15 protein-coding genes are annotated in these 17,385 nt (G+C 41.3%); 7 read left to right on the plus strand and 8 right to left on the minus strand.

All coding sequences use genetic code 11. From position 1 onward, the window contains the following. Nucleotides 1-7 precede the first annotated feature (7 nt). Nucleotides 8-2,746 (minus strand): putative LPS assembly protein LptD, encoded by a 2,739-nt coding sequence (locus EAH55_RS26980; protein WP_121812388.1) that lies wholly within the window; start codon nt 2,744-2,746, stop codon nt 8-10. Between the two features lie 52 nt (nt 2,747-2,798). On the opposite strand from EAH55_RS26980, the gene EAH55_RS26985 reads away from it, so the two are divergent. Together EAH55_RS26985 and EAH55_RS26990 are read left to right on the plus strand one after the other, a co-directional pair. Continuing rightward, complete coding sequence (locus tag EAH55_RS26985) at nt 2,799-3,731, plus strand: N-acetylmuramoyl-L-alanine amidase family protein (protein ID WP_121812389.1); 933 nt, start codon at nt 2,799-2,801, stop codon at nt 3,729-3,731. Between the two features lie 111 nt (nt 3,732-3,842). Then, nucleotides 3,843-4,787 carry an MlaD family protein gene (locus tag EAH55_RS26990; protein WP_121812390.1) on the plus strand — a complete coding sequence of 315 codons (945 nt, stop codon included), beginning with the start codon at nt 3,843-3,845 and terminating at the stop codon, nt 4,785-4,787. A gap of 43 nt (nt 4,788-4,830) precedes the next feature. Here EAH55_RS26990 and EAH55_RS26995 read toward each other — a convergent pair whose 3' ends face one another. The 4 genes from EAH55_RS26995 to EAH55_RS27010 all read right to left on the minus strand — a co-directional run bounded on the left by EAH55_RS26995 (nt 4,831) and on the right by EAH55_RS27010 (nt 8,198). Continuing rightward, a complete protein-coding gene (locus tag EAH55_RS26995; protein ID WP_121812391.1) occupies nt 4,831-5,745 on the minus strand; it encodes a ribonuclease Z in 915 nt (304 codons plus the stop codon). A gap of 22 nt (nt 5,746-5,767) precedes the next feature. Beyond that, nucleotides 5,768-6,145 carry an STAS domain-containing protein gene (locus EAH55_RS27000; RefSeq protein WP_090527130.1) on the minus strand — a complete coding sequence of 126 codons (378 nt, stop codon included), beginning with the start codon at nt 6,143-6,145 and terminating at the stop codon, nt 5,768-5,770. 50 nt (nt 6,146-6,195) lie between these two features. Then, nucleotides 6,196-7,140 (minus strand): phosphoribosylaminoimidazolesuccinocarboxamide synthase, encoded by a 945-nt coding sequence (locus EAH55_RS27005; protein WP_121812474.1) that lies wholly within the window; start codon nt 7,138-7,140, stop codon nt 6,196-6,198. A gap of 92 nt (nt 7,141-7,232) precedes the next feature. Then, a complete protein-coding gene (locus EAH55_RS27010; RefSeq protein ID WP_114940594.1) occupies nt 7,233-8,198 on the minus strand; it encodes a PhoH family protein in 966 nt (321 codons plus the stop codon). Nucleotides 8,199-8,300: 102 nt separating this feature from the next. Here EAH55_RS27010 and EAH55_RS27015 point away from each other — a divergent pair, with 102 nt between their 5' ends. The 5 genes from EAH55_RS27015 to EAH55_RS27035 all read left to right on the plus strand — a co-directional run bounded on the left by EAH55_RS27015 (nt 8,301) and on the right by EAH55_RS27035 (nt 13,827). Then, nucleotides 8,301-9,077 (plus strand): SAM hydrolase/SAM-dependent halogenase family protein, encoded by a 777-nt coding sequence (locus EAH55_RS27015; protein ID WP_112565561.1) that lies wholly within the window; start codon nt 8,301-8,303, stop codon nt 9,075-9,077. A gap of 15 nt (nt 9,078-9,092) precedes the next feature. Beyond that, complete coding sequence (locus EAH55_RS27020; protein ID WP_121812392.1) at nt 9,093-9,620, plus strand: hypothetical protein; 528 nt, start codon at nt 9,093-9,095, stop codon at nt 9,618-9,620. Between the two features lie 29 nt (nt 9,621-9,649). Further along, nucleotides 9,650-11,482 (plus strand): ABC transporter ATP-binding protein, encoded by a 1,833-nt coding sequence (locus EAH55_RS27025; RefSeq protein WP_121812393.1) that lies wholly within the window; start codon nt 9,650-9,652, stop codon nt 11,480-11,482. A 165-nt stretch (nt 11,483-11,647) separates the two neighbouring features. After that, nucleotides 11,648-13,048 carry an MBL fold metallo-hydrolase gene (locus EAH55_RS27030; RefSeq protein WP_121812394.1) on the plus strand — a complete coding sequence of 467 codons (1,401 nt, stop codon included), beginning with the start codon at nt 11,648-11,650 and terminating at the stop codon, nt 13,046-13,048. A gap of 74 nt (nt 13,049-13,122) precedes the next feature. Beyond that, on the plus strand, nt 13,123-13,827 hold the full coding sequence (locus EAH55_RS27035; protein WP_121812395.1) for a hypothetical protein: 705 nt from the start codon (nt 13,123-13,125) through the stop codon (nt 13,825-13,827). Nucleotides 13,828-14,079: 252 nt separating this feature from the next. Here the strand turns inward: EAH55_RS27035 and EAH55_RS27040 are convergent, their stop codons facing one another. From EAH55_RS27040 to rpe, 3 genes are all read right to left on the minus strand, one after another. Further along, nucleotides 14,080-15,033, minus strand: coding sequence for a D-2-hydroxyacid dehydrogenase (locus EAH55_RS27040; protein WP_208644948.1), 954 nt, complete (start codon nt 15,031-15,033; stop codon nt 14,080-14,082). Nucleotides 15,034-15,114: 81 nt separating this feature from the next. After that, complete coding sequence (gene serC, locus EAH55_RS27045; RefSeq protein ID WP_121812396.1) at nt 15,115-16,182, minus strand: 3-phosphoserine/phosphohydroxythreonine transaminase; 1,068 nt, start codon at nt 16,180-16,182, stop codon at nt 15,115-15,117. Between the two features lie 201 nt (nt 16,183-16,383). Beyond that, nucleotides 16,384-17,034 (minus strand): ribulose-phosphate 3-epimerase, encoded by a 651-nt coding sequence (gene rpe / locus EAH55_RS27050; RefSeq protein WP_121812397.1) that lies wholly within the window; start codon nt 17,032-17,034, stop codon nt 16,384-16,386. Between the last annotated feature and the right edge of the window lie 351 nt (nt 17,035-17,385).

Below are 17,385 nucleotides of genomic sequence, written 5' to 3' on the forward strand. Positions count from 1 at the left end.
TTTTATATTAATAAAAAGTTGATTGGGGATTGTAATCGCTTCTCTTGCTCAGCTTCAAATCCTGCAAAATAGATGCTTTCACCTTTAAAGTTACGTTATACATTTTATATACCCCAAACGGAATCCACTGAAACGCCATGTCCCAGCAATGCAGATCCCGGTATATGGAAAACGACGTAGCGCTGGCAAATTTAGCCGCTTTTATATCATAAGTGGTAGTATACTGGATCTTCCACTTTTGCGTAAGGTTTACGTCGCCCGAGATCTGGAGCGTATTACTTGTGTTTTTATTATTCAGGTAATTTTGATAGCTGAAACTATAGTTCAAAGAGATATTCCACGGTACATTAAAATCCACGTAAGCATTCGGATCGCTATTTACCAACGCCAGTCGTTGCGCCTGGCTGGTATTCATAGTGGCAATGGTATTAAGTGCCGCATTACCCGGGGTTGCCTTGGTTGAATTTAAGCTACCGCCCATTGAGATATTCAAACCTGTTAAAGTAGGAAATTTACCATCCTGCCAGGCATACCTGTTTATATAACGACTTGTTTTTACGATAGTATTATTTGAAATGGAATCACTTACCTTGGTAACATAAGGACTAAATACCCCCGAAAAACTGATACTCAATTTTTGGTTAAAAATGGCCGTATGTCCCGAAAACGAGATATCCGACAGTTTCATTGAATCGGCTGCGAAATTGTAGAATGTAGAGAATGACAAACCCTGCAAAATCGTGATCTTACGATCGGTACCGGAGGTATCCGAGCTTTTCGCCTTCACTTTTGCCTCTATCGTGTTATCGACCGAGAAGTTCAAGCCCGCCTGTTTACCAGCCGAAGGCCCTCCGTAAACGCCATTCTGGAAAATAGAATACTTTTGATACGTATAGGGATATGGCACGGTAGCAGTACTTACAGCGGTTTTGTAATATCCAAAGCTCGGATCGCTGAAGTCAGGACGGTAACTGAAACTTATGGATGGCGTAGCCACGTGCCTGATGGCTTTCAGGTTACCATGCTTAAAGTTCATGGTAGCATATAATTTGGTTGATAAGCCGGTACTAATGCTGTACTCCCCGGCACGCTTAAAGCCAGGAACGGTATCAATAACTAACTGGTTTGATCCGGCAATACTTCCCCTTTCAAACCTTTCGTTAATGCTTTGAAAATACCAGCGTTCGGTATAGTTGATACTGTTATTAAACTGAAAGTACTTAAACACGTTTAGGCCCAAACTAACCGGAATGGTATGCTGGAAACCATTTTGCAACCTTTTCGATAAGGTTTCGCTTTTAAACAACTGGGCCTCCGGAATATCATTCAACTTGTTGGTACCTACCAGGTTGTAGCTGACTGTAATTTTCTGATACCATTTTTGTTCGCCTACCCTGTCTTTTGAATCGAATGGGTTTATTGACGACATACCAAACGCGATGGTAGGCAACTCGATGTTTACCGTTTTACGGGCTATATCCTGGCTGTGCGAAATACCGACACTTAAGTTAAAAGGCGTACCGGCCCAGGTTTTACCATACGCGATACTTGAACGCAAACTACTTTGAGCAAGCGCGGTTGGGTTATAGTTAGTTGCCGATGGCGTATTTCTGAAAAAGCCTGAAGTACCAGCATCAACAGAAGCACTGAATGTTGAACCAGGGTTGGCATTAGCGTCCTGCACGTGCGACCAGTAAATATGCGCGTCTTTAGTAGCCGGATCACCTTCCAGGCCATAATTGTGCGAACCAAAGCTCAGCGTAACGTTACCGGTATATTTATATCGTTTCAGGTAACGGGCCGTGCTGCTTAACTCGTACGAGCCTTTTGAATAAATAGACCCAGTTGTGGTTAAATCCAAATAATCATTTATACCGATATAATATCCCAGTCCCTTTAGGTAAAAGCCGAGCGTATTGTCCTCGCCAAAGGTTGGCAAAATAACACCCGATGTCCTGGTATCCGGCTTTGGGAAAAAGCCGAAAGGTATCCCAAGCGGCAATGGTATCCCCTCAATTTCAAGGTAGGCCGGGCCGGATATGATACGTTTCTTTTCGCCTATACCACGGGTTATTACTATACCAAAATGCGTATCGGGATAAGGCAAATCGCAGGTACTGAAAATTACGTTACGATATGCTACCTCATCATCATTAAGCTTTTTAGCCTGTCCGCCAGAAATAAAGTTTCCCTCCTGCTCAGATGCAGGGTTGTAGATTTTTACTTTTTTGGTTTGATAGTTAAATAGTAAAGAGTCAGACGCAACCGGCTTATCCGTTTTTTGCTTCATGATAGGCCTGCGGATATATTGATGTGTCCGCGGATCTATGCTACCACTTGCAAAAACAAGGTGATTTTTTTCGTCGACCCTAATATAATCTGCATCAAGCTCAAAATCTTCATAGGTTACACGGGCTTTGCCATAAAAGTAGTTAATCTGGTGCTCCCTGTCCGAGTAGATCGAATCTTCGGCGGTTGCTTTTATTTCTGACTGAATCCCGCTTTTGTTTTTCTTTGTGGTATCATTGGCAGGTAAAGAATTTACTGGTTTGCCGTTTCTAAGTGGCGTAATTGAACCGGATTTTTTACCTTTAAGAAGTTTCTTATCACGAAGCGAATCAAGTTTGATAATAGTATCCCTTAAAGGTCTGCTGTTGTGGCGGTCATTTAAAATGGTACCAGCATTAGCAAGGCCGTTTACTATTAATATAATTGCAAGCAGAAAAAAAAAGGTTATGAATTTCAAAATTGATTATGAATAGTATTTTTGCAGATAAAGTTAACAGCGTTCAAAAATAATGAAAAATAAGGCATTGAAAAGATTGATTTATAGTTTGTGGGTATTGCTGATTCTCCTTTCATTTTTTCCTTTTAAATCATACAGTTCTAATTTAACCAATAGTCATCCCCTTCAGTCGGATACTGTTGTAAACAGCACCGGTTTTAAAATCAAAACTATTATTATCGACCCAGGGCATGGTGGTAAACCATCAGCCTCTACAGGTCATTATTCGCATGGTGCATCGGGCTCATATTCGTCAGAAAGGAATGTAACGCTGGCTATTGGCTTTAAATTGCAGGCCGCTATAGAAAAAGAATTAACCGGCGTAAAAGCTGTAATGACCCGTACTACCGAAGATGATGTTTCGTTTGAGCGCCGGGCCGAAATAGCAAACGAAAACAAGGGACAGCTTTTCATATCGCTGCACTGTAACTCATTATCTGACAGAACCGTTCGCGAAAAAGTGGGCACTAAACGTCATAAAGCCGTTTACCGCACGGTAAGAGTACCCGACCGTTCGGGCAAAGGTGTGCTGATTTTGGTTTACGGATTGCACCGTACCCGCGAAGAAGAAAGCGCTATTCAGAAAAACCAGGTTGGTGAGGAAAGTGAACTTGATGGCGGCGCATTGGACCCGAACGATCCGATGACCATCATTTTAACTAACGAGTACAAAAGGAAATTCCGTCAGCAAAGTATTAAACTGGCTACTTTAATAAATGGCGAGTTTACTGATACCGACGGAAGGCGCAGTGAGGGTATCAGGGAGCAAGGTATTTACGTGCTTTGTCACAGCGCAATGCCATCGGTACTGGTTGAAACCGGCTATATCAACAACCCGGATGATGAGAAATACCTCAACTCGGAAGATGGGCAAAACGAAATTGTGGCCTCAATTATCCGCGCATTAACAAGCTATAAAAAAGAAATGGAACAGGTTGCGCAATAATTATAAAGCTAAACTGTTACCTTCTACGTAAATAAAACGTACATAATAAAACATATAAACCTTTTTGCAGGTTTATAACCTTAAACACAATTAACGCATAAACTCTACTTAATGAAAATCTCTAACGAAACCAAAATTGGTGCACTTACGGCCATTGCAATTACTATACTCATATTAGGTTACAGTTATTTACGCGGTAATGATATTTTTTCGGGATCAAATAAATACTACGCTATCTATAATAGTGTTGAAGGCCTTACCGTTTCAAAACCTGTTTTGGTAAACGGCTTCCAGATAGGACGCATCTCTAAAATGCAACTTCAGCCTGACGGCCGTACCGTAGTTGAATTTAAAATTGAACCGGATGTAGTTGTACCAAAAAACACCCTTGCTAAACTTGAAAGTACTGATTTGTTAGGCAGCAAAGCCATAGTTTTTGAGTTAGGGAACAGCAATGTACCTGCCGAAGATAAAGACACACTTAAAGCCGATATTCAGGGCAGCCTTGCAGAAAGCCTGCAACCAATACAAAAAAAGGCGGAGCTGTTAATCACTAAGCTTGATTCATCTTTAACAGCTGTAAACAAGATCCTGAACCCTAACTTTCAGAAAAACATCGATCGCAGTTTCATGAGCATCGCCAACTCTTTGCAAACGCTTGAAGGAACTACCAAAAAGATCGATCATCTTGTTGGGGCACAAAGCAGCCATATCGATGCCATACTTTCTAATGCCGAAGTGGTATCGGGCAACTTAAAAACAAGTACAGCACACCTTAACGGCATGACGGCCAACTTTGAAAAAGTAAGTAATGATGTGGCTGCTGCCAACCTGAAACAAACGCTTGATAACGCAAACAAAGCCATGGCCGATTTACAGGCAACCATCGCTAAGATCAACGCAGGTCAGGGTTCATTGGGTTTATTGCTTAACGACGATAAAATGTACAAAAACCTTACTGATGCATCAAACAACCTCAATAACCTGTTTATTGATTTGAAAGCGCATCCAAAACGCTACGTAAGCTTCTCAGTATTCGGCGGTAAAAAAGATTAAGAGAATATTCTTGCTTTTGGCTTTATGCCTTAAGCTTTCAGCTTTATTCTATAAAAAAGGTTTTCCCCTCAATTGCAAGTTCAGTTGAGGGGAAATTTATTTTAGCCTCGTCCAGTAACTCGTTCAGGGTTTTATAACGGGCCGAAAAATGACCAATAAGCAACTTCTTGGCATTGGTTTTTAAAGCTATCTCTCCTGCCTGTAATGCTGTAGTGTGATGGGTTATAACAGCCCTGTCAAGCATATCATTTAAAAAGGTAGCCTCGTGATATAGCAGCGTTGCGTTGGCAATTTGGGCAAAGTAGCTTTCATTATACATCGTATCGGAGCAGTAAGCATAAGTTTTTGGCTCCGCCGAATCAATAGTTAAATCTTCATTTTTGTAGACATTCCCCTTCTCATCAGTATAATCACCGCCTTTTTTTAATATCGAGTAATAGGCTACGGAGATATCAAGGTTTTCAATTTTCTCTTTGATCAGTTTGCGGAGCCGTTTCTTTTCCCTAAATAAAAAACCGGTGCAGGCAATACGATGATCGAGCGGTATGGTTTCAATAGTAACATCATTATTGCTGATCACCACCTCCCTTTGTTGCGCATTAGTAAAAACATATTCAATAGGGAATTGAAGCTCGGTATCTGAATATCTTAACTGCAGATCAATGATCTCCTTCAATGGTTCGGGGCAAACCAGCTTAAGCCCCTTTTTACGCCCGTTGAGGTGCATGGACGATAATAAACCTACCAGGCCTAAGTAATGATCGCCGTGAAGATGACTGATGAAAATATGATCAATGCGACTGGCCTTGACGTCAAAGCGGAGCATTTGTTGCTGCGTGCCCTCGCCGCAGTCTATTAAATACAGGCGCTCATTGATATTGAGCACCTGTGAAGTGGGATTTCTGTTAAAGATGGGGGTTGCGGAGCTGCTTCCAAGTATTGTTACCTCAAATTTCATAATAGGTAAACAATCAAATGGTTTATCTTGCTTCCTTTTTTAACTCTTTTTCAATCTCTTCCATAAAAATAAGATCGACACCTTCTTCGGCAGTTGGCACAATGGTTAAAACATTATCCAATTGTGATATGGTTATTAAACGTGCAACTGCATCATTTAAACCTGCCAGAATGAAGGAACCTGTAGCATTTTTACACAAGCGATGACCAACCAGTAAACTGCTTAAACCTGATGAATCGGCATATTTAACTTGCGACAAGTCAAGAATGATGTTGCGCTGACCTTCGGTATTGATCAGTATCAATTCAGATTTTAACTGAGGAGTTACTATTGAATTTAATTTTGATTCATTAAGCTTCAATAATATATATTTCTCGTGTTTATCTACAGTAAATTTCATTCTTATTAAATTTAATAAGCTAAGATAAATATTTTATGGATATTTTAAAATTACATAACACTCAAGGCGTTATTAATTGCTGTTTCAACACGGGTTAGTACACTGCCTTCGGCAGGTTTAACAAATGCCTCGCCAATAATCTTTTCATAAAGCTCAATATAGCGCTCAGATATCGAATTAACAATCTCCTCGGTCATAACCGGTACCACCTGTCCGTCTTTACCCTGGAAACCATTTTCGATAAGCCATCTGCGTACAAACTCTTTCGAAAGCTGTTTTTGCGGTTCACCTTTTTGCTGGCGTTCTTCGTACCCTTCTTTATAAAAATATCTTGATGAATCAGGTGTGTGGATCTCGTCAATCAGGTAAATCTGACCGTCAACCTTACCAAATTCATATTTGGTATCAACCAATATTAAACCTTGTTTAGCTGCAATTTCGGTGCCGCGTTTAAACAGCGCCTGGGTATAAGCTTCAAGTTTCACATAATCTTCTTCAGATACAATACCTCTTGCCAGGATTTCCTCGCGTGAAATATCTTCATCGTGCCCTACAGATGCTTTTGTAGTTGGCGTAATGATTGGCTCGGGCAGGATATCGTTTTCTTTTAACCCTTCAGGCAAAGCTACACCGCATACGTGGTGCCTGCCTGCGGCATACTCGCGTGCGGCATGACCGGCAAGGTAACCGCGGATCACCATCTCCACCTTAAACGGCTCACAGATACGGCCAATGGTAACACTTGGATCCGGAACTGAAATAACCCAGTTTGGAACGATATCTTTGGTAGCTTCCAGAAAGCGGGCAGCAATTTGGTTAAGCACCTGGCCTTTATAAGGAATAGCCTCGGGCAGTACAACATCAAAGGCTGAGATGCGGTCACTAACAACCATGGCCAGGTATTTATTATCTATAGTATAAACATCGCGTACTTTCCCCTTATAAAAAGCAGTTTGTCCCGGAAAGTTAAAATGTGTTTCTTTTATTGCGTTCATTGTTTTTAGTTCATGGTTGATAGTTGATAGTTCATAGCTGATTTGCATTTTTACTATGAACTATCAACCATGAACTATAAACTAATCGCTAATTACTGTATATCCCCGTAGGCTTCTAATATTCGTTTTACTAATTTGTGCCTTACCACGTCCTCACCGCTCAGGTATACTATTTCGATGCCTTTAATATCGGTCAGGATCCTTAAAGCGGTATGTAAGCCCGACTGTTGTTTTTTAGGTAAATCTATCTGGGTTACGTCGCCGGTTACTATGAATTTGGCTGATGGCCCCATACGGGTCAGGAACATTTTCAGCTGCATATCGGTAGCATTCTGGGCTTCGTCCAAAATAACAAAACAGTTATCAAGGGTACGGCCACGCATAAATGCCAGCGGAGCAATTTCGATAGTACGGTTCTCCAGGTAAACCTTAAGTTTCTCGGCCGGAATCATGTCGTCAAGCGCGTCATATAAAGGCCTCAGGTAAGGGTCGATCTTTTCTTTAAGGTCGCCCGGTAAAAAACCAAGGTTCTCCCCTGCTTCAACCGCCGGCCGGGTTAATATGATACGTTTAATTTCTTTGTTCTTTAACGCCCTTACCGCCAAAGCAACAGCAGTATAAGTTTTACCCGTACCGGCAGGCCCAATAGCAAACAGGATATCGCTTTTGTTAATGCTATCAACCATACGACGCTGATTGGTTGTACGCGCCCTAACCATAATACCGTTAGGTCCAAATACAATAACCTCGCCGCTTGCAAACTTATCGGCAGTAGCCGGCTCAGCATTTGCAACGTTGTTGCTGGCCTTTGAACCCAGGATCCGCTCAAGGTCGGTTATGTTGAGGTTTTCAAATTTCTCAACATGATTTATCAGGTGAGTGAATTTTTCCTGAAAAATATTCAATTCATTATCATCGCCCAAAACTTTTACTTCACTGCCTCTGGCAACTATTTTAAGCTTGGGGTATTGCTTCTTAATGATCTCAAAATGATCATTATTCGGGCCCCACAATACTGCAGGGTTTACGTTTTCAATTGATAGCTTAAGCTCGTTCAATACTAATTTGATTTTTTAGTTACAGATTTTTATGAATTAAAAATTGAATATTTGTAGCTTCAAATGCTACTACAAGATTAGCAATAAATATTTATAAAATTAATGGCAATTATAACATTAACTACTGATTTAGGCGATAAAGATATTTACCAGGCTGCGTTAAAAGGCAGTATCTACAAATTGTTGCCTACAGTAAATATTGTTGATATTACCAACAACGTAGCCGCATTTAACGTACAGCAGGCTGCTTTTATACTTAAAAACAGTTTCCACTATTTTCCGGAAGATACCGTGCACCTTATTGGTATTGATACTGTTTATAACGACCATACCAAGTATCTCGCCATTCGATATAAAAAGCACTATTTTGTAGGAGCAGATAATGGCATTTTTTCGCTAATGTTTGATGAGGCACCGGAAGAGATTGTAGAGATCAACATTATGCAGGACCTAAAATTCCTGCACTTTCCGCTGGCAGACGTGTTCGTAAAAACAGCCTGCCATTTGGCCAAAGGCGGGAAGCTTGATGAAATAGGTTTGCCTGTAAATGATATCGAAAACAAAATGAATTTACAGCCTGTTATCGAAAAAAACCTGATCAAAGGCGTAGTGATTTATATCGATTCATTTCAGAATGTGATAACCAATATCACCAAAGAGTTTTTTAACAACGTCCAGCAAGGCAGACGTTTTGTGCTCAACTTTAAGCGTAACGAAACTATTAACCACCTTAGCTGGCATTATAACGAAGTACCCGTTGGCGAAAAACTTTGCTTGTTCGGTATTAGCGACCACCTTGAAATTGCTATCAATAAAGGCAATGCAAGTGGTTTGTTGGGCCTTAACCTTAACGATAAGGTGATCATAGAATTTCAATAATCACTGATTGATAAAATGAAGAAAATCGCTTTACTTGTTGCATTTTTAATAATAGGATCAACTTCATTATTTGCCCAAAGTGCCGTTAATTCCGACTCGGTGGCCTACCAGTTACAGCGTCAGAAAATAAACAACATGCTGGCTGCCCGTAAGCAAAAATTTGGGCAGTATGAGCAAAGTCTCGGGCAGCATACGGGCATTTTTGGCTTTCAAACCAAAGATGACATCCGCCGGTCGGCGGGCATTTTAATGGATATTGCCAAAACGGACGATGCCATTTTTAAAGAGCTTAAAATCCTGCTTGAGTACCGCGATTTTCTGCAAAAACAAATCCAGAGTCATAGTCACGAAACCGAGAGTGCTAACTCTGATTATCTTAAAGTTATTGCTCATTTACAGCAACAAAACAGCAAGCTCAAACAACAGTTAACAGCATCAGAACAGCGCCTTAGTACCCGCCAAACCATATTTATGATAGTGATACTTTTCATGGGTGCGTCAATTTTGTTACTCATGTTCCGAAAAACCCGTGTTAAAGCGTAAATTCGCGGCTTAAACACGAAAACGTATACATGGCAAGAGGACGACTGAATAGTGGCAGCAAGGCAGAAGCAGAATTACCTAAAGCAAAAATAAACCGGAGCAGCCTGCGTAATGTAGCAAAATTGCTCACTTACCTGAAACCTTACCGCTTGAAATTTATTGCAGGATTAGTATTCCTGTTCCTGTCCAGCCTTGTAGGTCTGGCATTCCCTGCAATTTTGGGTGCGTTAATTGATGCGGCACAAGGCATATATAAATACAAATATCTGCCGCACGGATTAAATGCCATAGCCATAATGGGTTTCATTATTTTGTTTGCCCAGGCATTCGTATCGTTTTTCAGGGTGGTTTGGTTTGTACAGGTAGCCGAAAAATCATTGGCCGATATCAGGCGCGATACTTACTTCAAACTTATTACCTTGCCCATGAACTTTTTCGCCAACCGCCGAGTTGGTGAACTGAACAGCCGCATTTCTGCCGATCTATCCCAGATTCAGGATACCCTTACCACTACTTTTGCCGAAATGATCCGCCAGTTGGTGATCATGGTGGGGAGCACTACCCTACTGGCTATTGTATCTATAAAATTGACGCTTGCGCTGTTGGCTATTTTACCTTTCCTGGTTGCCTTTGCTGTATTCTTCGGGCGCTTTATCCGTAAGCTATCACGCGAAGCGCAGGATAAATTAGCCGAATCAAATACCATAGTTGAAGAAACCCTTCAAGGCATTGCTAATGTAAAAGCTTTTGTTAACGAAGCTTATGAAGCTAATCGTTACGATAAAATATTACGTAAAGTAGTGAACATAGCCGTTCGTGGCGCTAAATTTAGGGGCACATTTGCCTCATTTATTGTATTTTGCCTATTCGGAACCTTTGTTGGTGTTATTTGGTACGGCTCGGTGCTGGTTGCAAATCATGAAATTTACGTTGGTGATCTGACCACCTTTATCATGTATTCGATATTTGTTGGTGCTGCCATGGGTAGCTTCCCCGACTTATATGCCAACTTGCAGAAAGCCGTAGGTGCCAGCGAACGTGTATTGGAAATACTTGGCGAACAAGGTGAAGACATTTCAATGATTGAAAGCAATAATGCTGTCAAACAAACCATAAAAGGCGACGTGGCATTTAACGATGTGGTATTTGCTTACCCATCCCGCCCGGAAATAACCGTATTAAAAGGAATTTCATTTAGTGCCGATGCAGGGCAGCGTGTAGCCATTGTTGGCCCAAGTGGTTCGGGAAAATCAACCATGGCTTCATTGATTCTGCAGTTTTATCATCCGCAAAGCGGCAACATTTTGTTTGATGGCAAATCTGCCGATAATTATTCCTTAACTGATATCCGTAACCAGGTAGCTATTGTTCCGCAGGATGTATTGTTGTTTGGCGGTACTATTATGGAAAACATTGCTTATGGCCGTTTAAATGCCACAAAAGAAGATATCATACAAGCAGCTAAACGAGCCAATGCACACCAATTTATTTCATCATTCCCCGAAGGTTATGAAACCGTTGTAGGCGAGCGTGGCGTAAAACTATCCGGCGGTCAGCGGCAGCGTATTGCAATTGCCAGGGCATTGCTTAAAAACCCATCCATACTGATACTTGATGAGGCTACTTCATCGTTAGACTCCGAATCGGAACGCCTGGTACAGGAAGCGTTGGAAGAGCTGATGAAGAACAGGACTTCCATCATTATAGCTCATCGTTTATCAACCATTCGCGAAGCCGATAAAATAGTAGTACTTGAAAAAGGTAACATTATTGAAAGCGGCAGCCACGCTGAACTTATTAGCAACGAACAGGGACTGTATCGTTACCTAAGTCAGCTTCAGTTCGAAAGCAGCCAGGCCTGATTAGCTTGCTCAGATTAATTCGGCATATGTCAGAACTTATAGCCGATTAATCCGTTTACACTCGCAGTAAAACGAGTGTAAACTGCTATATTCACAAATTAAAGATTACTTATAACGTAATATAATTATCGATACCGCCCCGGGGATGCGTATCACTTATAAAAAATGAAACTAACTATACACGGGGCGGCCCGTCAGGTTACCGGAAGCATGCATTTGCTTGAGGTTGGCCAATATAAAATTTTGGTGGATTGCGGGCTGGATTATGAAAAGGACCGCAGTGTAATATCCAACGAAAACTTTCCCTTTAACCCCGAAACCATTGATGTGGTTGTGCTTACCCATGCCCATATCGACCATTCAGGAAACCTGCCCACCCTGATCCGTTTGGGCTTTGACGGGCAGATACTTTGCACCTCTCCTACTGCCGATTTAACAGAATTGCTCCTGCTTGATTCCGTAAACCTGTTTATGCGGAAAGCTGGCGAAAGGAACAAACACCACAGGCGCGGCAGAGGTAAGCACAGCAGCCACGTGCAACCGTTGTATTTGCAAAAACACGTAATGGATACAGTTGAGCGTTTTGTTACCATAGGCTTCAACAAACCTTTCCGTATCACCGGCGATATCGAATTAACTTTTGTACCCGTTGGTCACCTGTTAGGTGCTGCGGCAGCAGTATTTAAAATAAACGACAAAGGCGAAGAAAAATCAATTGCCTTTACGGGCGACATCGGCAGGAAAAATTACCCTGTATTAAACGATCCTCAGCCCCTGCCCCCGGTAGATTTCCTGGTATCAGAAGCTACCTACGGTGGCCGCTATCACAGTAAAGACAAAACCGTTGAACAAACCCTGATAGAGGTTATTGAAAAGGCCTGTATTAAAGAACAGGGGCGTTTAATTATCCCTGCGTTTAGCATCGGGCGTACGCAATCATTGGTATATACTTTAAATAAGATCTTTAGTACCGGGCTCCTACCTCCTGTAAAGGTATTTGTGGATAGTCCGATGGCTACACAAGCTACTGAAGTGTTCAGGAAATACCATAGCCATGTAAACCAGGAAGCTCAGGAATTTTACCAGAAACGCGGTGACGAATTTGAGTTTGATAACCTCACCTACGTAGAAACCCTTAAGGATAGCCGGCAGATCTCTAATTATTGGGAACCTTGTATCATCATATCATCTGCAGGGATGCTTGAAGGCGGACGTATACAGGACCATCTTTTTTATAACATCCAGAATTACTACGCTACCATCCTATTCATAGGCTATTGCGCCAAGGGAACTTTAGGACACCGCTTGTTGCGTGGCGATTCCATTGTACACATCAAAGACCGTGAACTGTCTGTTTACGCAACCATAAAACAAACCGACGTACTAAGTGCTCATGGCGATCATGATGACATCATGAATACCGTAAAAGCTATTGACAAGGCAAAACTAAAACATATATTCCTGGTACATGGCGAAGGTGAAAGTATGCAGTTATTGGCTAATGACCTGGAAAAGGAAGGCTATGGTGTGACTATGCCTGAGAAAGGTGTAAGTTATATTATATAAAATACCTGCGGCAGCTTTTTTTAATTCTTTTTATGGAACTCTGCCGCTAAATGCATCATGGTAAATAAACTATCATGAAGAAGATATTTTTATTCGTATTACTTACTTGTTTAATAGCACGGGCATTAGCCCAAGCTTACAAGCCGGAATATGGTAAACCGTTAGTTGTATTAACCCAAGTTGATCCATGGGTAATGGTTATTGGTTCTGATGCTCCTACTTTCGCACTTTATCAAAATGGTCAGATATTGTATAAAAAGACAATCGCAAACAAAATCAAGTATTTTCAAACCAGTGTTCCTATAGATAAAATACCAGAAACACTACGAAAACTGAACGTTACCGACAGCCTTAAAAAACTTCCTTCTAATATAGTAGGGACTACAGCATCAGACCAACCTACAAACCTATTGATGTTGGATTTAAGCTTTCGAAAAGGCATACAAGTTTATGGTAGCCTGTTCAACACAAAACGCATAGGAAGACAAAAAACACCTAAAGCCTTTTTGAACGCTTTTGATAAACTTACTAATTTCCAAGACCCCAAAGCGAAAGAGTGGTTACCGGATAACATTGAGGTAATGTTAACCAGCTACAGCTATTCCCCCCAAACACCTATGAACTGGCCTACCGAATGGCCAAATTTGAAAGACAAGCACACCGTACGAAGAAATGTCGATCAGTACAGTATTTATATAGATAGAAAAGAACTTGATAAACTAAAAAAGATTGTTAGTTTGTTGGGCGAAAAACAGGCAATAAAAGTAAGCGGAAGATAGCCTATCGTTTTCCGTTCCCAAATATCTAGTAATATTCCTTATCTGCCGCAGGTTTAGCGCAGCGTAACCTGTGGTGAATAATGGCTTAAGTTTTAAACTTAAGTCCCTAAACACCGTCCACTTGAGTTATAAACTCAAGTAATTTTATACCACGGGTTACGCTACGCTAAAACCGCGGCAGCTTTTTTTGTGAAACAGAAAGGGATGAACCTTGCGATACATCCCTTTCTGTTTTGTATTGTTTTGACCTACTTAAGCTTTTTTGAAATGCTCAATGATTAAGCTTGCAAGCTCAACGCCAATTCTTTCCTGAGCTTCGTTGGTGGCAGCACCAATGTGCGGGGTCAGGGAAATTTTTGGATGAGTTAAGATCTCTGCGCGAGGTGTAGGCTCATTGTCGAACACGTCAAGTGCAGCAAATGAAACCTGACCGCTGTTTAAAGCGTCAACCAGGGCAAGCTCGTCGATCAAGCCACCGCGTGAAATATTTACCAGGCCAACACCTTTTTTAGTTTTAGCCAATTCTTCGGCACCAAAAAGGGCTTTGTCGATGAATGGGGTATGCAGGGTAATGAAATCCGCTGTAGCGATAATTTCATCAAGGGTAGATTTTTTAACAGCTACTTTAACAGTAGTACCACCACCTAAAACGAGATCCAATTCAGGATTGAAATCAAAAAGATCGTAAGCCAAAACATCCATACCAACACCGATAGCGATTTTAGCTACTTCCCTACCAATACGGCCAAAGCCAACAATACCTAAAGTTTTACCACGAAGCTCAACGCCTTTAGCGTAAGCTTTTTTCAGATCGTTAAATTTAGTACCACCTTCAACCGGCATTTTGCGGTTGCTGTCAGGTAAAAAGCGCACAGCGCCAAATAAGCTCGCAAATACAAGCTCAGCTACTGATAATGAAGATGAAGCCGGGGTATTGTACACGCCAATACCTTTTTCTTTAGCGTAATCAACATCAATATTATCAACACCTACACCACCACGACCAATCAATTTCAGGTTAGGGGTAGCGTCGATTAATGCTTTACGTACTTTAGTAGCGCTACGTACGGTAATAGCATCATAGTTTTTCAATTTTTCAGGAAGCTCATCCTGTGGAATATTATTGGTATCTACAAAAAAGCCGGCATCTTCCAGCATTTTTTTTCCTATTGGGTCGATACCGTCGTTAGCTAATATTTTGATCATCTTATTATATCATTGGGTCATCAGGTCATTGAGTCATTGCCATAAAAACGACATAATGACTCAATGACTTAATGAAATAAATTATTTATTCTTTTCAGCAAATTCTTGCATTGCGTCAATCAGCACGTAGATGCTGCTTATTGGCAATGCGTTGTAAATTGAAGCGCGGAAACCACCTACACTCCTGTGACCTTTGATACCAACTATGCCACGTTCTTCGGCAAGTTTCAGGAATGGTTTTTCCAACTCAGGGTTTTCCATTACGAAGCAAACGTTCATTTTTGAGCGGTCTTCAACAGCAGCCACTGCTTTGAACAATGGGTTGCGGTCAATTTCTTCATATAATACACGTGCTTTGGTAATGTTTTCCTGCTCAATAGCCGGAACGCCACCTTTTGCCTTTAACCATTTAAGGGTAAGCATAGATACGTAGATAGCAAATACCGGTGGAGTGTTGTACATTGAACCACCTTCAATTTGAGTTTGGTAGTTAAACATTGCAGGGATCTTACGACCGGTTTTACCCAGCAGATCATCCTTAACAATAACCAAAGTAACACCTGCAGGGCCCATGTTTTTCTGAGCACCAGCATAGATCAAACCAAAATCGGCAACGTTAACCACGCGGCTGAAAATGTCTGATGACATATCGCAAACCACCGGAACAGGCGATTTAAAGAACTCCTGTAACTGGGTACCATAAATGGTATTGTTAGAAGTAATGTGGATATAAGCGGCATCGGACGGGATTTCAAAATCCTTTGGGATGTAAGTAAAGTTGGCCTCTTTTGATGACGCAACAACTTGAACTTCGCCAAAATATTTAGCTTCTTTTAAAGCTTTGTTTGCCCAAACGCCGGTTTCAACATAAGCAGCTTTACCGCTTTCTGGCAGCAAATTGTAAGGAGCCAAAGCAAACTGGGTGCTTGCGCCGCCTTGCAGAAACAATACCGAATAACCTTCAGGAACGTTGAATAATTCTTTTACCAGGCTTACAGCTTCATCTAAAACAGCCTCAAACTCTTTTGATCGGTGCGAAATTTCAAGCAAAGAGAGTCCAGTACCATTAAAATCAATAACTGCTTCTGAAGCTTGCTTTAAAACTTCGTGTGGTAGAATGCCAGGTCCGGCACCAAAATTATGTTTCATAAAATTAACGAATTGTAGGTTCTAAATACACTATTAGGAAGTTTGTATTTTGTTGGGCCGAAGTTAATTAATTTGACAAAATATATAGACATTATTTACATTTTTTGAAAAAATATACAATTAATCAACAAAAGGCCCTTTGATTGCAAATAATTAAACTAACCCTACAGGGCTGGTAGTAATTATTGCCATTATAATAAATTAGGGATGTTTAAGTTTTGATATCGCGGCCAGCTGGTCGGCCGACGAGAAGACTGAAGTACCTGCAACAAACACATTTGCTCCGGCTTCTATCAGTTTTGTTACATTGTTAGCGTCTACCCCACCGTCAATCTCAATTAACAGACCGGGATTTTTTTCGGCACTTAGTGTCCTGAGCTCTTTTATCTTTTTATAAGTATTCTCAACAAAGTGTTGTCCGCCAAAACCGGGATTAACCGACATGATCAAAACCATATCCAAATCGGCAACAATATCTTCCAGCATAAATACCGGAGTGGCCGGGTTAATGGCAACTGCAGCCTTACAACCTAATTGCCTAATAGCCTGAATGGTACGGTGTAAATGAGGGCAAGCTTCCTGGTGAACAGTGATGCTATCTGCTCCGGCATCTTTAAATGCTTTCAGGTAACGGTCGGGCTCAACAATCATCAGGTGTACATCAAGCGGTTTGGTAGCATGTTTTTTTACGGCACTTATAACAGGGAAACCAAAAGATATATTCGGAACAAACATACCATCCATAACATCAACGTGGATCCAGTCGGCTTCGCTGTTATTGATCATTTCGATATCGCGTTGCAGGTTGGCAAAATCGGCCGCTAAGATAGATGGGGCTATGAGGTGATTCATATGCAAATATATAAAACCCGATTACCCGCCCGCCGGTAAAGGGGAATTATTTTATGATATAAATGTAAAAAAATGGAACATATGTTTTAGCGGTTATTAATCAGGCCGTCATCCCGAACTTGCTTCAGATCTCATTTGATAAGCTGTCTGCCAATCAAATCGCCTGTCGCGTGGGATGCTGAAACAAGTTCAGCACGACATAATAAAATGGGTGTCATGCTGAGTGATTTAAATCCGTTGGCCTCTAAAGGAGAAACGACATTAATCAAGTAGGGGCTGTCACCCTGAGCCAGTCGAAGGGTCGCGCGCAGAGGCCCTCCCCACCATGCTTCGACTGGCTCAGCATGACAC

The organism is Mucilaginibacter kameinonensis (assembly GCF_003675385.1).
GTDB lineage: Bacteria > Bacteroidota > Bacteroidia > Sphingobacteriales > Sphingobacteriaceae > Mucilaginibacter > Mucilaginibacter kameinonensis.

Bases quoted from the DNA above. Each gene is read 5' to 3' on its own strand.
- EAH55_RS27015 (WP_112565561.1), top strand. From the start codon at position 8,301: ATGGCAATTATAACATTAACTACTGATTTAGGCGATAAAGATATTTAC.
- EAH55_RS27035 (WP_121812395.1), top strand. From the start codon at position 13,123: ATGAAGAAGATATTTTTATTCGTATTACTTACTTGTTTAATAGCACGG.
- EAH55_RS27025 (WP_121812393.1), top strand. From the start codon at position 9,650: ATGGCAAGAGGACGACTGAATAGTGGCAGCAAGGCAGAAGCAGAATTA.
- EAH55_RS26995 (WP_121812391.1), bottom strand. From the start codon at position 5,745: ATGAAATTTGAGGTAACAATACTTGGAAGCAGCTCCGCAACCCCCATC.
- EAH55_RS27000 (WP_090527130.1), bottom strand. From the start codon at position 6,145: ATGAAATTTACTGTAGATAAACACGAGAAATATATATTATTGAAGCTT.
- EAH55_RS26985 (WP_121812389.1), top strand. From the start codon at position 2,799: ATGAAAAATAAGGCATTGAAAAGATTGATTTATAGTTTGTGGGTATTG.
- EAH55_RS27005 (WP_121812474.1), bottom strand. From the start codon at position 7,140: ATGAACGCAATAAAAGAAACACATTTTAACTTTCCGGGACAAACTGCT.
- EAH55_RS27030 (WP_121812394.1), top strand. From the start codon at position 11,648: ATGAAACTAACTATACACGGGGCGGCCCGTCAGGTTACCGGAAGCATG.
- EAH55_RS27020 (WP_121812392.1), top strand. From the start codon at position 9,093: ATGAAGAAAATCGCTTTACTTGTTGCATTTTTAATAATAGGATCAACT.
- EAH55_RS27040 (WP_208644948.1), bottom strand. From the start codon at position 15,033: ATGATCAAAATATTAGCTAACGACGGTATCGACCCAATAGGAAAAAAA.
- serC (WP_121812396.1), bottom strand. From the start codon at position 16,182: ATGAAACATAATTTTGGTGCCGGACCTGGCATTCTACCACACGAAGTT.
- EAH55_RS26990 (WP_121812390.1), top strand. From the start codon at position 3,843: ATGAAAATCTCTAACGAAACCAAAATTGGTGCACTTACGGCCATTGCA.
- rpe (WP_121812397.1), bottom strand. From the start codon at position 17,034: ATGAATCACCTCATAGCCCCATCTATCTTAGCGGCCGATTTTGCCAAC.